General features: G+C 65.9%; 12 protein-coding genes. 7 read left to right on the forward strand and 5 right to left on the reverse strand.

The features are described 5' to 3' along the window. Positions 1-10: 10 nt before the first annotated feature. The 3 genes from E8F06_RS14895 (at position 11) to E8F06_RS14905 (ending at position 3,868) form a co-directional block, all read left to right on the forward strand. Complete coding sequence (locus E8F06_RS14895) at positions 11-1,069, forward strand: ferredoxin--NADP reductase (RefSeq protein ID WP_280368492.1); 1,059 nt, start codon at positions 11-13, stop codon at positions 1,067-1,069. 393 nt (positions 1,070-1,462) lie between these two features. Then, positions 1,463-2,236, forward strand: coding sequence for an SDR family oxidoreductase (locus tag E8F06_RS14900; protein ID WP_280368494.1), 774 nt, complete (start codon positions 1,463-1,465; stop codon positions 2,234-2,236). Between the two features lie 63 nt (positions 2,237-2,299). Next, positions 2,300-3,868: a FadD3 family acyl-CoA ligase gene (locus E8F06_RS14905; RefSeq protein WP_280368497.1), complete on the forward strand. Its 1,569-nt coding sequence runs from the start codon at positions 2,300-2,302 to the stop codon at positions 3,866-3,868. 64 nt (positions 3,869-3,932) lie between these two features. On the opposite strand, the gene E8F06_RS14910 is transcribed toward E8F06_RS14905, so the two are convergent. The 5 genes from E8F06_RS14910 to E8F06_RS14930 all read right to left on the reverse strand — a co-directional run bounded on the left by E8F06_RS14910 (position 3,933) and on the right by E8F06_RS14930 (position 10,033). Further along, positions 3,933-5,099: a LuxR C-terminal-related transcriptional regulator gene (locus tag E8F06_RS14910; protein ID WP_280368499.1), complete on the reverse strand. Its 1,167-nt coding sequence runs from the start codon at positions 5,097-5,099 to the stop codon at positions 3,933-3,935. Positions 5,100-5,296: 197 nt separating this feature from the next. Beyond that, positions 5,297-6,460 (reverse strand): helix-turn-helix transcriptional regulator, encoded by a 1,164-nt coding sequence (locus E8F06_RS14915; RefSeq protein ID WP_280368501.1) that lies wholly within the window; start codon positions 6,458-6,460, stop codon positions 5,297-5,299. Between the two features lie 224 nt (positions 6,461-6,684). Beyond that, positions 6,685-8,562 (reverse strand): sulfate adenylyltransferase subunit CysN, encoded by a 1,878-nt coding sequence (gene cysN, locus E8F06_RS14920; protein WP_280368504.1) that lies wholly within the window; start codon positions 8,560-8,562, stop codon positions 6,685-6,687. Continuing rightward, on the reverse strand, positions 8,562-9,476 hold the full coding sequence (cysD, locus tag E8F06_RS14925) for a sulfate adenylyltransferase subunit CysD (protein ID WP_280368590.1): 915 nt from the start codon (positions 9,474-9,476) through the stop codon (positions 8,562-8,564). The genes cysN and cysD overlap by 1 nt, the downstream gene beginning before the upstream one ends. Positions 9,477-9,562: 86 nt before the next feature. Continuing rightward, complete coding sequence (locus E8F06_RS14930) at positions 9,563-10,033, reverse strand: SRPBCC domain-containing protein (RefSeq protein WP_280368507.1); 471 nt, start codon at positions 10,031-10,033, stop codon at positions 9,563-9,565. A 317-nt stretch (positions 10,034-10,350) separates the two neighbouring features. On the opposite strand from E8F06_RS14930, the gene E8F06_RS14935 reads away from it, so the two are divergent. Genes E8F06_RS14935 through E8F06_RS14950 form a run of 4 tightly spaced genes read left to right on the forward strand, consistent with a single transcriptional unit; the run spans position 10,351 to position 14,457 of the window. Next, positions 10,351-11,463 (forward strand): DUF1214 domain-containing protein, encoded by a 1,113-nt coding sequence (locus tag E8F06_RS14935; protein WP_280368508.1) that lies wholly within the window; start codon positions 10,351-10,353, stop codon positions 11,461-11,463. After that, positions 11,460-12,644, forward strand: a complete 1,185-nt coding sequence (locus E8F06_RS14940) for a sulfotransferase (protein WP_280368511.1) — start codon at positions 11,460-11,462, stop codon at positions 12,642-12,644. The genes E8F06_RS14935 and E8F06_RS14940 overlap by 4 nt, the downstream gene beginning before the upstream one ends. A gap of 32 nt (positions 12,645-12,676) precedes the next feature. After that, on the forward strand, positions 12,677-13,465 hold the full coding sequence (locus E8F06_RS14945; protein WP_280368514.1) for an SDR family oxidoreductase: 789 nt from the start codon (positions 12,677-12,679) through the stop codon (positions 13,463-13,465). Positions 13,466-13,482: 17 nt separating this feature from the next. Further along, a complete protein-coding gene (locus tag E8F06_RS14950) occupies positions 13,483-14,457 on the forward strand; it encodes an acetyltransferase (RefSeq protein WP_280368517.1) in 975 nt (324 codons plus the stop codon). The last annotated feature ends 72 nt before the right edge of the window (positions 14,458-14,529 follow it).

Below are 14,529 nucleotides of genomic sequence, written 5' to 3' on the forward strand. Positions count from 1 at the left end.
GGAGATGGACATGGGCAGCGCGCAGCCAATCGTGATCGAAAACCAGCAGTCCGGTGCCTTCCAACTGGAAGTGGCCGAGGTGATCGCCGAAACACACGACAGCCGTTCCGTCGTGCTGCGGATTCCGGCGGGGCAGGAGGAACGCTTCCGCTACAAGGCGGGGCAGTTCCTCAGCTTCCGCGTGATGGTCGGCGGCAAGCGGCTGACGCGCTGCTATTCCATGTCCAGTTCGCCGGACTGCGACACCCTGCCGAAGGTCACCATCAAGCGGGTGGACGGTGGCCGGGTGTCCAACTGGTTCAACGACCAGGTCCGTGCCGGCGACCTGCTGGAAGTCCTGCCGCCGGCCGGGCATTTCCATCTGAGTGCCGGCGAGCATGACCTGGTGCTGTTCGGTGGCGGCTCGGGGATCACCCCGGTGTTCTCCATCCTCAAGTCGGCGCTGAAGACCAGCCAGCGCCGCATCAAGCTGGTGTACGCGAACCGAGACGAGTCCTCGGTGATCTTCCGCGATGAACTGAAGGCGCTGGCCAAGGCCCACGTCGACCAGCTGGAAGTGATCCATGTGCTGGATTCGGTGCAGGGCTTCCTCACGGACGGCGAAGTTCGCCAACTGGTGCGTGGTCACGCCGGTGCGGAGTTCTACATCTGCGGGCCGGGGCCTTTCATGGACACCGTGGCGCGCGCCCTGCTGGCGGCCGGTGAGAGCACGGATCGCATCCATGTGGAGCGCTTCGTCTCGCCGCCCGATCCGGATGCCCAGGAAGCCGTTCCGGCTGTCGCTGGCGTTGAGGCGGAGCAACTGCTGGTGGAACTCGACGGCCAGCTCAGCGAAGTGCCCGTGCAATCAGGTGAGACCCTGCTGCAGAGCATGCGCAATGCGGGCCTCGACGCGCCTTACTCCTGTGAAGAAGGCTTCTGTGGCGCCTGCATGTGCAAGGTGGAGGAGGGCGAAGTGGTGCTCTCCCGCAACGATATTCTCAGCCCCGCGGAACTCGCCGAAGGCTGGACCCTGGCATGCCAGGGCCGCCCGGGCAGTGCGCGGCTGAAACTCAAGTTTCCGGGGTGACAGCCGGGGGCTACCGCCCTCACCGGTGGTATTGAGCGTGTATGTCTGTGCCTTTACACCCGGCTTCGGCCGGGTTTTTTATTTTGAAGATGTAGGTTGGGCAGAGCGCAGCGAAGCCCGACTGGGTGTTGGGCTTCGCGTAGTTCAGCCACAACCTACGGTGGGGGCCGGGCGACGTCTGTGGGGGCGATTTCAATCGCTATGCGGACCGAAGGTTCGCCCGGTGGCCTCGAAGGGGGCAGCTGCGCTCCCCTTTGCGAATGAATTCGCCCCCACAGCGATCGGTGTGATAGTCATTCCGCCGCGTAGTCTCAACGGACGATCACTCCTGCCCACTCCGGCGGTAGACTCCGCCGAAAGCCCCATTCCAACAACAAGACATCGAGGTTTGCCATGGCGCGTCTGTCCAACAAGGTTGCGGTCATCACCGGTGCCGCTTCGGGTATCGGTCTGGCCTGCATCCGCCGTTTTGCCGAGGAAGGCGCACAGGTGGTCGGGCTGGATATGGGCGAGCCGCGCCCTGAGGCTGCCGCAAGCCTGGAAGGGCTGCAGCCGGCGCCGCTGTTCATGACCCTGGACGTGCGTGACGAGGACCGGGTGCAGGCCGTGATGGACGAAGTGGTGAAGCGCTTCGGCCGCATCGACGCGCTGGTCAACGCCGCCGGCATCTCCAGCCGTGGCAGCATCACCGAGACCAGCACCGAGGAATGGCGCCGAGTGCTGGAAATCCATCTCACCGGCAGCATGCTCACCAGCAAGTACGCCCTGCCGCAGATGATCGCCCAGCGCAGCGGCTCGATCATCAACTTCGGCTCGATCTTCGGCCTCCAGGGCTGCGACGGCAACGCCGCCTACAACACCGCCAAGGGCGGTATCAGCCAGCTCACCCGCTCCATGTCCATCGACTACGGTTACGCCAACATCCGCGTCAACGGCCTGTGCCCGGGGCTGATCGACACCCCCATGACGCAGATGGTCAAGGAGCAGAAGGAGTTCCACGCCTACTTCTCCTCCCAGCACATGCTGTGCCGTGCCGGGCAGCCGGTGGAAGTGGCTAATGTGGCGCTGTTCCTGGCGTCCGATGAGTCCTCCTTCGTCAGCGGCCAGATGATCGCCGTGGACGGCGGTTTCTCCGCCGGCCGACGCTTCGCACCACCGCAAGCCTGATTCCAACCTCCCTGCAACGGCCGGTCTTTCCGGCCGTTGCCCCGTCGCGCCCGAGAAAAGCCCATGACCGACCTGGAAAGCGCCCTGACCATTCCTGAACTGCTGGCCGCCGCCGCGACCCGTTACGGCGAGTCCATGGCCATCGAGGACGACAGCACCAGCATCAGCTATCACCGGCTCGACGAGCTGCGCCGCCAGGCCGCCCGCGCCCTGCTGGCGCTGGAAGTACAGGCCGGCGAACGGGTGGCTGTCTGGGCGCCGAACATCCATGAATGGATCGTCGCTGCCATCGCCCTGCAGAGCGTGGGCGCCGTGCTGGTGCCGCTGAATACCCGCATGAAGGGCGCCGAAGCCGGATTCATCCTGCGCGAAAGCGGCGCCAGCCTGCTGTTCGTGGTCAGCGAATTCCTCGGCACCGACTACCCGGCATTGCTGGCCGGCGAGGCGCTGCCAGAGCTGCGCACGCGCGTTTGCCTGCGTGGGGATTCGCCGGGCTGCCTGGGCTGGGACGCGTTCCTGGCCCTGGGCAAGGACGTCTCGCCAGCGGAACTCGCGGTGCGCGAAGACGAAGTGGGCCAGGACAGCCTGTCCGACCTGCTGTTCACGTCCGGCACCACCGGCAAGCCCAAGGGCGTGATGACCGCCCACGGCCAGAACCTGCGCATCGTCCGTGACTGGAGCGCCATGGTCGGCCTGCGCCAGGGCGACCGCTACCTGATCGTCAATCCGTTCTTCCACAGCTTCGGCTACAAGGCCGGCTGGCTGGCGGCGCTGATGCGCGGCTGCTGCATCCTGCCGCAGCAGGTGTTCGACGTGCCGGTGATGCTGGAGCGTGTCGCACGCGAACGCATTACCGTGCTGCCCGGCCCGCCGACGTTGTACCAGTCGATCCTCAGCCACCCCGATCGCCAGAAATACGACCTTTCCAGCCTGCGTGTAGCGGTGACGGGCGCCGCTTCAGTGCCGGTTGAAATGGTGCGGCGCATGGCCAGCGAACTGGGCTTCGAGACCATCGTCACCGCCTACGGCCTGACCGAGGCTTGCGGCTTTGTCACCATCTGCCGTCCGGGGGATTCCGCAGAGCGGATCGCAACCACCTCGGGCCGCGCTTTCCCGGATGTGGAAGTGCGCTGCGTCGATGGCGCCGGCAACCCGGTGCCGACCGGCGAACCCGGAGAGCTGCTGGTGCGCGGCTACAACCTGATGAAGGGCTACTTCAACAACCCCGAGGCCACGGCCGAAGCCATCGATGCCGATGGCTGGCTGCACACGGGCGATGTCGGCGTGCTCGACGAGGACGGTTATCTGCGCATCACCGACCGCCTCAAGGACATGTTCATCACCGGTGGCTTCAACGTGTATCCGGCGGAAATCGAGCAGGTCATCCTGCGCTATCCGGGGGTGGCCCAGGCTGCGGTCATCGGCATTCCCGACGAGCGCCTGGGGGAGGTGGCCATGGCCTTCCTGCTGCCCGCCGCCGGCAAGCCGGTGGACACCCAGGCCTTCCTCGCCTGGTGCCGCGAACAGATGGCCAACTACAAGGTGCCGCGCCGTGCCTTGCTGGTCGATGCCATGCCGCTCAATGCGGCCGGCAAGGTGACCAAGGACGCCCTGCGCAAGATGGCGGTGTAAGGCGAAAGGCCTGGCATCGAACGGCTTTTCTGTGGGGGCGAATAAATTCGCCCCCACAACCGAACTACAGGCTTCTGGTGCTTTCCGCACCCGCGACACTGCCGCCCAGCACGGCCACGCTGTTGTGCAGGACATAGGCCAGTTCGCTCTGACGGGTAACCCCGGCCTTGGAGAAGATCGCCCGCAAGTGCGCCTTCACCGTGTTGCGGCGGATGTTCAGTTGGACGCCGGCTTCGTCCAGTGTGTTGCCATGGGCCAGCTGGATCGCCAGGGCGGCTTCGGCGGGGGTGAAGCCGAACAGCTGGCGTAGCGGCTGCTGTTGCACGTCTGCCCGGCGTTCCGGATCACGCAGGAAAACCGCCACGGCCGGATGCCGGCCTTCCAGGCTTTCCTCGCGGGGCAGGCTTTGCACCACCACCCCCAGGCTGCTGCGGCCGGAGGGGCGCTGCAGGGTGATGGCTTCGGCGATTCGCGGGCCCTCCGACACGCGCTGCTCCAAGGCTTGCTTGATCACGCGCTGCAAGGCCTGGTTGTCGCTCCGATAGGCTGCACCGAGACGGTCTCCGGCGACGTTCAGGCCATCACCCTCGCCTAGCATTTCATTGGCGGCCTGATTGGTTTCCATGACCTGCAGATGGTTGTCGAGAATGATGGTGCCGATCTGCATGCGCTCGACCGCCGAGGCATACAGCTGGCGTTCGACTTCACTGCGCTTGAGCTGGCCATACAGGTTTACCGCACGCCGCAGATGCGGCAGCAGGCGTGCGCAGAACGCCTTGTCCTGCGCAGTGAAACTGCTGTCCTGGTGCGGGCGGCAGACACGCAGGCGGCACTCGATGCCGTTGGCGGTGTACAGGTCGGCACCCATGATGTGGAACACATCCAGCGGTGCATTGAAACTCAGGTAGAAATCCGATTTCAGCCAGCGCTCCTCGCCCAGCAGTTCGGCCACCGTGTGGACTTCGCCAGCGGGCAGGCCGACGAAGGGGTCGAGGGCGTAATAGGTTTCGCTGTATGCGGAGACTGCCCAGGTCTCGACCGGGCCGGCGTTGACCATGAAGCCGGGATCACCTGGCGCACTGGGGCGCAGGATCAGGGTGACGTAGTTGGCGCCCAGCGCAGTCCGCAGCTGTTCGAGGCTTCGCTGCCAGGGCAGCTCTTCGCTGGCGCCTTCGTAGATCTGCTCGATGAGCTGGCTGAGTTGATCCAGAGAGATGTCGGATGGATTCATAATTCTTATTCACCCCGCAGGCGTCGCGAAAATCATGGCAGTCGCGCGGTATCAACTGGTCCGGGAATACAGCGTTACCCGGATGATTGACCCGTTCATCGTTCGAACGAGCTAGGCGTTTTATCACGTGGTCCCCAGGGCAGCCGCCGCTGACAGACCGGCTGCACCGAGGGGACCGATTACCGAACGAAATCTGCTCAAGCCAGCGAAGCGACGCTGTTCAGCAGGGTCTTCACCAGTTGCGCCTGGCGGGTCGCGCCGGTCTTGGCGAACACGCCGCGCAGGTGCGCCCGCACAGTATTGCGCGTGACCCCGAGGCGCTCGGCGCTTTCGTCAAGGGTCAGGCCGTCCATGATCAGCATCGCCACCTCGGTTTCCGTGCGGGTCAGCTGGAACAGGCTGCGCAACAGGCGCCGGGAGGCTTGGGGCGAGTCGCTGGGGTCGCGGATGAACACCGCCACCGCCGGTCTCCGGGCTGCCCCACGGCTTTCGTGGTCCAGGGCGATGGGACGCAGCAGTACGTTCAACGGCACTTCGCCAGTGGGGCGGGTCAGAGTCAGCACTTCGACACAGTCTTCCCGGCCGTGCTGGTGATGCTGCAGCGCGGCGAGGATCGCCCGTTGCAGGTTGCGGTTGTCCTGGCCAGAGAACGCGCTGAGCTTTTCCTGTCGGCATTCGAGGCCGTCATGGCTGTCGAACAGCTGCTGGGCGGCCTGGTTGCTGCGCATCACCTTGCCGGTTTCGTCGAGGATGGCAGTGCCCACCAGCAGGCGGTCAATGGTGGCGGCATAGAGCAGGCGCTCGGAGTCCAGTTGGTCCACCGTGGAGTGCAAGTCCACGGCCTGCTGCAGGTGTGGCAGCAGCAGGCGCACCAGGGCGATTTCACTATCGTCGAAGTCCCGGCTGGCGTGCTCGCGGCAGGCGAACAGCGCGCAATGCATGCCTGCCGTCGTGCGCATGTTGGCCACCAGTACGTAGCGCAGGTCCAGCGGCTGGAGGTAGTTCTGGTAGAAGTCGTGCGCCAGCCAGTGGTCGCTGCCCATCACCTGGTCAGCGCTGGCCACCTGGTCGGCGGACCAGTGGAGGAAGGGGCAGATCGAGTAGTAGTGCTCGCTGTAGGACGGCTCGCCCGGCAGGTGCGGCCCGTGGATCGAGGCGTTGACGATCAGCCCCGGCCGTTCGTGGGCGGGGTTGCGCAATACCAGGGTCAGGAAGCTGGCCTCGAAACGCAGGCGCAGCGCTTCCAGCAGGCCGGCCCAGGGTGTGGGTTCCAGGGGGCCCTGGTAGGTCAATGCCAGCAGCTCGCTGAGTTCCGCCGAGCTGATGGCTGCAAGTTCATGGGCGTGTCGGTAGTCGTTCATCCTCGCCTCGCTTGTTGTGGTTGTCGGGCTGGATGGGCCGAGTATTGGCGCGCCGGACTGTGGATAAATCGTCCGTTTGGCCTAGTGGCGGTAGGGGATCGATTTGGTTGGCTGGGAAATGTAGGAGCGAGCTCTGCTCGCGAACGTCCGAGTACAGGACATTCGCGAGCAAGAACTCGGCGTCCCCCTCGCTCCTACGGGTCAGCCCCGTCGAGGGAGCGGGCTTAGAGCGCCAACAGGTGCTCGACGATGCGCTCGGCGGCGGCTTCGGCCGATTCGCTCGCCGTATCGATGCGCAGGTCCGGTGCCAGCGGCGGCTCGTAGGGCGAATCGATGCCGGTGAAGTTCTTCAGTTCACCGCGCCGGGCTTTCTGGTAGAGGCCCTTGGGGTCGCGGCTCTCGGCCAGCTCCAGCGATGCGTCGATGAAGATCTCCAGGAAGGCCCCTTCGCCCGCCAGGCTGCGTGCCAGGTCGCGCTCGGCACGGAATGGCGAGATGAAGGACACCAGCGTGATCAGCCCGGCATCCAGCATCAGCCGCGCCACTTCCGCTACGCGGCGGATGTTCTCCACCCGGTCCGCCTCGCTGAAGCCCAGGTCGCGGTTCAGGCCGTGGCGCACGTTGTCACCGTCCAGCAGGTAGGTGTGACGGCCCAGGGCGTGCAGCTTGCGCTCCACCAGATTGGCGATGGTCGACTTGCCAGCGCCGGAAAGCCCGGTGAACCAGAGGATGCGCGGCGTCTGGCCCTTCAGGGTGGCACGGGCCGCACCGTTCACGTCGATGGCCTGCCAGTGCACGTTCTGCGCGCGGCGCAGGGCGAAGTGCAGCATGCCGGCGCCGACGGTCTGGTTGGTCAGGCGGTCGATGATGATGAAGCCGCCGGTATCGCGGTTATCCGCATAGGCATCGAAGGGGATCGGCTGGTCCAGGCTCAGGTCGCAGACGCCGATCTCGTTCAGCTCCAGGGTCCGGGCCGCCAGCTGTTGCAGGCTGTTCACGTCCACCTTGTGCTTGAGGGTGGTGCAGCTCATGCCCAAGGTGCGGCAGCCGATTTTCAGCAGGTAGGGGCGGCCAGGCAGCATCGGCTCTTCGCCCATCCAGACCAGGGTGGATTCGAACTGGTCGGCCACCGCTGGCGGCGCGTCGGCCAGGGCGATGAGGTCGCCACGGCTGATGTCGATCTCGTCTTCCAGGGTCAGGGTCACCGCCTGGCCGCAGACCGCTTCCTGCTGCTCGCCGGCGAGGCCAAGGATGCCGCTCACCCGGCTCTGCTTGCCCGACGGCAGCACGCGGATGCGCTCGCCGACACGGATGCTGCCCGCCGCCACGTTGCCCGAGTAGCCACGGAAATCGAGGTTGGGGCGGTTCACCCACTGCACCGGCAGGCGGAACGGCGCGTGGCTCGCACGGTCGTCGTCCAGGGGCACGGTTTCGAGGTGCTGCAGCAGGCTGGGGCCCTGGTACCAGGGCATGCTGGTGCTGCGCTCGATGAGGTTGTCGCCTTTGAGCGCTGACAGCGGGATGCACTGGATATCGCTCAGGCCGAGCTGTTCGGCAAACGCGCGGTAGTCGGCTTCGATTCGGGCGAAGACCTCTTCGGAATAGCCCATCAGGTCCATCTTGTTCACCGCCACCAGCACCCGGCGGATGCCCAGCAGGGACACCAGGTAGCTGTGCCGGCGGGTCTGCGGCAGCAGGCCCTGGCGCGCGTCGACCAGAATCACCGCCACGTCGGCGGTGGAGGCGCCGGTGACCATGTTGCGGGTGTACTGCTCGTGGCCGGGGGTGTCGGCGACGATGAATTTGCGCTTGTCGGTGGCGAAGAACCGGTAGGCCACGTCGATGGTGATGCCTTGTTCACGCTCGGCGGCCAGGCCGTCCACCAGCAGGGCGAAGTCCAGCTCGCCGCCCTGGGTGCCGAGTTTCTTCGAGTCCGCTTCCAGTTGGCCGAGCTGGTCCTCGAAGAGCACTTTGGTTTCGTAGAGCAGGCGCCCGATCAGGGTGCTCTTGCCGTCGTCGACGCTGCCGCAGGTGATGAAGCGCAGCAGGTCCTTGCGCTGTTGTTGCTGCAGGTACTGGTCCAGGTTCGAAATGGCGTTCATCAGAAGTACCCCTCTTGCTTCTTCTTCTCCATGGAACCGGATGAATCGCTGTCGATCAGTCGGCCCTGGCGTTCGGAGGTTCGGCTCACCAGCATTTCCTGGATGATCGCCGGGAGGCTGTCGGCCTCGCTGTCGATGGCACCGGTCAGCGGGTAGCAGCCGAGGGTGCGGAAGCGCACCTTGCGCAGTTCCGGCGTTTCGCCGGGCAGCAGCGGCAGGCGCTCGTCATCGACCATGATCAGGGTGCCGTCCCGGCGTACCACCGGACGCTCTTGGGCGAAGTACAGGGGTACGATCGGGATGCCTTCGAGGTAGATGTATTGCCAGATATCCAGCTCGGTCCAGTTGGAGAGCGGGAACACGCGCAGGCTCTCGCCCTTGCGCTTGCGGGTGTTGTACAGGCGCCAGAGTTCGGGGCGCTGTTGCTTGGGATCCCAGCGGTGCTGCTCGGAGCGGATCGAGAACACCCGCTCCTTGGCGCGGGACTTCTCCTCATCGCGGCGGGCACCGCCGAAGGCCGCGTCGAAGCCGTACAGGTCCAGGGCCTGCTTCAGCCCTTGGGTCTTCCAGATATCGGTGTGCAGCGCCGAGCCGTGGGTGAAGGGGTTGATCCCACGTTCCTGGCCTTCCGGGTTGATGTGCACCAGCAGTTCCAGGCCCAGGCGCTCGGCGGTCTGGTCGCGGAAAGCGATCATTTCGCGGAATTTCCAGGTGGTGTCCACGTGCAGCAGGGGGAAGGGTGGCTTGCCCGGGGCAAAAGCCTTCATCGCCAGGTGCAGCATGACCGCGCTGTCCTTGCCGATGGAGTAGAGCATCACCGGGTTTTCACACTCGGCGACGACTTCCCGGATGATCTGGACGCTCTCCGCTTCCAGTCGTTGTAGGTGTGTCAGCATCGCTTGCCTCCGTTGGATGGAGCCGGCGCCGCATGGGGCGGGCCGGCTTTTTTCCACGGTAGGGAATGCGTCGCTGCAGGTTCTTCGTCTGACCGGACAAGGTTTCAGCGGCGGGTGCCAATCAGGGATTCGGCCCGTGCCTTCACCGCCAGGGCGACCGCATCGAAGCCCTGCTTGACCCAGGGGCCATGCAGCTCCATCACCTGATCGGCGGTAGGACCGAGGAACAGGTCGGTGGTGTAGTAACGGCAACTGTCGGGGCCTGTGGCTTCGATCACCTGGTCGCGACGGGCGGCGTCCGGGTTGTCGGCGCTGGCGAACATCTCCCACGAGAGCAGGCGGTGCGGTTCGAAGGCCACCAGTTGCTCGATCACATGCACCAACTCGCCGGGGCTGGCGGGGTTGGGCAGGTACAGGTTCACCGGCTCGCCCATTCGCAGACTGGACTCTACCTTGACGGTGAAGGGGTTCCACTGCGGGTAGCGTTCCAGATCGACCAGCACCGACCAGACCAGCTCGGCGGGGGCGGCGATATCCACGGTCAGCGACCGCACCAGGTTCTTTTCTTCAGCCATCGGGGATTCCTCGGGAAACAGGCGCCGCACCGCGCGGCGCCGATCCGGCCGATGCTCCGCGCACGCCGCTGCCGCTTCCTCGTCCGGGTGGACTAGGTTCCCGCTCATTGCCTCGCTGTAGGAGCCAGCTTGCCGGCGAATGATGCGCCCGCTTTCGCGAGCAAGCTCGCACCTACATCCAGATCGTAGGATGGGTGGAGCTACATCCAGCAGCGAGCCAGCCGGTGATTTAGTCCGCCCAGACGAAGAATCCGCCCCGCCCATCTCCCTAAGGTTTCCGCAGTGGCGGGCCATCCGCCGGACCAGAGGAGACCGAGATGACGACCGAGAACATCGAGCAACAGGTGTGCAGCGGGCAGGTCTGGAGCGATTTCTGCGACCAGCTCAAACGTAGTGGCGAGCAGATCCTGCGGAGCGAGGCACCCAGCGATGCGCACACCCGCGCCGAGGGGTTCCGCTACCTCACGCGCCTGCTGCGCATTGCCCTGGAAATGCACCTGGAGTTCGCTGACCCGGACTTCCCCGGCTTCTTCTCGCCGTCCCACGAGACGGCCAAGATCGGCGCCGACAACCCGGACAACCTCTACCAATACGCCCGCCTGAACGGCCAGCATCAGTACCGCGTCAGCGGCCGTCGCGGCAGCGTGTCCTACCTCAGCTTCGGCACCCAGAAGGGCGGCTATGAAAGCGACGGCAAGATGATCCAGACCGGCTTCATCGACGCCAGCCAGCTGCAACTGGAGGCCGATGGCAGCTTCGAGGTCATCCTCAGCCAGGAGCCACCGGCCAAGGGCAACTGGGTGCGCGTGGAACCGGAGAGCAACGCCCTGATCGTGCGCCAGACCTTCCTCGACCGCGCCAGCGAGCAGCCCGCGCAACTGCGCATCGAGCGGCTGGATAGTCGCCAGCAGCCCGAACCGCTGAGCGCCGCGCGCTTGCAGCAGAGCCTGGGTCGCGCCGCCAGCTTCGTCGAGAACACCGCGCGCCTGTTCGCGGATTGGGCCGAGGGCTACCAGGCCCACACCAATGGCCTGCCACCGGCGGACCAGGCCCTGTGCCAGTCGGTGGGCGGTGATCCGAACATCTTCTACTACCACGGCTATTGGGAGCTGGCCGACGACGAGGCGTTGCTGATCGAAGTCGACCAGGTGCCCGACTGCGACTTCTGGAATCTGCAGATCAACAACTACTGGATGGAGTCGCTGGACTACCGCCACCACCGCATCTGCCTGAACAAGCACTCGGCGCAGCTGGACAAGCGCGGCGGCGTGCGCCTGGTGCTGAGCCACCGTGACCCCGGCCTGCCGAACTGGCTGGAAACCGCCGGCCATGCCAACGGCACCCTCTGTCTGCGTTGGGTCGGCGCCAGCCAGCCGGTCCACCCCACCACCCGCGTGGTCAAGCTGAACCACCTGAAGGAGCTGCAATGACCCATTCCATCGCACCGGGCAGCGAATTCGCCCCCGACAGCCTGCTGGCCGAGGCCAGTGCCCGCGCTGGTGGCCTGGAGGACTTCGGTCCCGGCGACTTCCGCGAGGCCCTTAAGGTCCTTGAGGGCGCCCTGAACCGGGAGGCCCGTCTTTCCACCCACGGGCGCGGCTTGCTCCGGGAAAAACTGGTGGCGCAACTGGTCAACCGCCTGGTGATCGAAGACCACTGCAAGCGCTTTCCGGAAATCCTCCAGCAGCCCATCGACGACCCGCTGGTAATCGTCGGCCTGCCGCGCACCGGGACCACGCTGTTGCAGCGCGTGCTGTCGGTGGACCCGCAGTTCAGCAAGGCGCAATGGTGGGAGACCCGCTACCCGGCGCCGTTGCCCGGGGAGACGCTGGAGCAGCCTGAAGTGCGGATCGGTCGGGCAAAGGCCGAGGTCGCCGCGATGATCGAATTCGTGCCGCAAATCCTCACCATCCATCCGTTGGACGCGGAGCAGCCGGACGAAGAGTTCATGCTCATGGAGCACTCCTTCCTCTGCGCCATGGATTCCTATGTGAACGTGCCGGCCTACACCGCCTGGCTCGATCGCCAGGACCAGGTCCAGGTCTACGCCTACCTGAAGAAGATGCTGCAGTTCCTGAGCTGGCAGCAGGCCCGTCGTGGCATCGCACCGGGTCGCCGCTGGCTGCTGAAGAGCCCGCAACACCTGCACACCCTGGAGCTGCTGTTCCAGGTCTTCCCGCGCGCTCAGGTGGTGCTGACCCATCGCGATCCGGGCAAGACCATCCCCTCCCTGGCGAGCTTTATCCACACCCTCTGGCAGATCTACAGCGAAGAGGCGGACCCGGCCCAGGTGGGCGAGCAGTGGAACACCCGCATGGCCCGCGCCCTGCGCCATACCATGGCGGTCCGCGAGCCCATGCCGGACGGGGCATTTCTCGACGTGCACTTCGAGGACACCGTCAGCCAGCCGCTGGACGTGGTGGAGCGGATTTACCGCTTCGCCGGGCTGGAACTCACGGCGGATGTGCGCGCTGCCATGACCGACTGGCTGGCCGCCAACGGCCGCGAGAAACGCGCCGCGCATCACTACGACGCTGAGGCGTTCGGCCTCGACGAGGCGCGGCTGCAGCGCGATTACGGCGAGTACCGCGCCCGCCACCTGGCGCACTGAGATTCCAAGACCAACAACAAGAGGAACCGAACATGTTGCTGAAAGACAAGGTTGTGATGATCTCCGGCATCGGCCCGGGCATGGGCATCAAGCTCGCCCTGGAAGCCGCCCGTGAAGGCGCTCGCGCCGTCGCCATCTGCGCCCGCAATGAGGCGCGTCTGCGTGACGCGGAGCAGCGCATCCGCGCCCTGGGCACCGACTGCCAGGTGTTCTGGATGCCCACCGATGTGAGCGACGCCAAGGCCTGCCGGGCCTTTGCCGAGGCCACGCTGGAGCGCTTCGGGCGCATCGATGCACTGGTCAACAGCGCCTATGCCCATGGCGGCTTCGACTCACTGGAAGGCTGTTCGGACGAGCTGCTGCAGGAGGCCCTGGACGTCAACCTGTTCGGCTCGCTGCACCTGACCCGCGCCGTGCTGCCGCAGATGAAGGCCCAGCGCGCTGGCGCCATCGTCATGATCAGCACCCTGGGCGTGCACCAGCCCTATGCCGGCGGTGGTGCCTATGCCGTCTCCAAGGGCACGCTGTCCGTGGCGGTGCGTTACCTGGCATCTGAACTGGCCGAGCATGGCCTGCGGGTGAACGGCCTGGCCTGCGGCTGGATGTGGGGGGAGCCGGTACAGGCCCATGTACGCGAGGCGGCCGCCGCGCGCGGTGTCAGCGAGGAGCAGGTGCGAGCCGAATTCAGCGCGGGCATTCCCGGCGGACGTATGCCGGGGGACGAGGAGTGCGCCCGTGCGGCCCTGTTCCTGGCCTCCGACTACGCCAGCGCCATCAATGGTGTGCAGCTGGACGCCAATGGCGGCGAGCTGATGCGCTGAGTGAGGGGGAGACGACGATGCTCGATCATTGTGCTTTCAACGGTGATGCGGACGGCCTCTGCGCCCTGCAGCAGCTGCGCCTGGCGGGTGAACTGGCGGCGGATGTGCGCCTGGTCAGCGGGGTGAAGCGTGACATTGCCTTGCTGCAACGGGTGCAGGCCGGAGCCGGGGAGCGGGTGACGGTGCTCGACGTCTCCCACGAGGAAAACCGCGCCGATGCGGCGCGGTTGCTCGGCGCGGGCGCCCGTGTCCGCTACTTCGACCACCACTTCGCCGGGGAGCTGCCTGACCATCCTGGCTTCGAGTCGTACATCGACACCGCTGCGGATGTCTGCACCAGTCTGCTGGTGGATCGCTTCCTGGAGGGGCGATTCCACCGCTGGGCGGTGGCAGCGGTCTTCGGCGATGGCATGGCTGGCCCGGCGAGGGCGCTGGCCGCGCGTCATGGGCTGGCGGACGAGGACACTCGCGCGCTCGAAGAGCTGGGCCTGTTGCTGAACTACAACGCCTACGGGGACAGCCTGGCCGACCTGCACTTTGACCCGGTGGCCCTGGCAGCGGAATTGCTGCCGTATCAGGACCCGCTCGACTTCATCCGGAATAGCCCCAGCTTCGCCCGCCTGCGTGCCGGGCACGCTGCTGACATGGCGCAGGCAGCCAGCCTGGAGCCCTGGCAGCTGGGGAGTGGCGCGACGCTTTACCGTTTGCCGGCCGAGCCCTGGGCGCGTCGGGTCAGCGGCGTGCTGGCGAACCAGCTGGCCGCTCGCGATCCGGGGCGTGCACTCGGTCTGCTGAGCGTCCGGACGGACGGTGACTGGATGTTCAGCCTGCGTGTGCCGGCCACGGCCAGCCTGGAGGCGGATGCTTTCTGTCGGGGGTTCGCCACCGGGGGAGGGCGCAAGCGCGCCGCCGGTATCAATCGCTTGCCGGCTGGGGCTGTTGAACGCTTCGCCGGGCAGTTCCTCGAGGCCTATCCCAACCCGGTCCCGTAGCTCCGCTCTCGGTGCGCTGTGTGCACCAGTGCTTGGACATCGTGCCGTAGGGTGGAAATCGCTTTTCATTTC

This window comes from Pseudomonas sp. BN411, from assembly GCF_029871235.1.
In the GTDB taxonomy this organism is placed as follows: domain Bacteria; phylum Pseudomonadota; class Gammaproteobacteria; order Pseudomonadales; family Pseudomonadaceae; genus Metapseudomonas.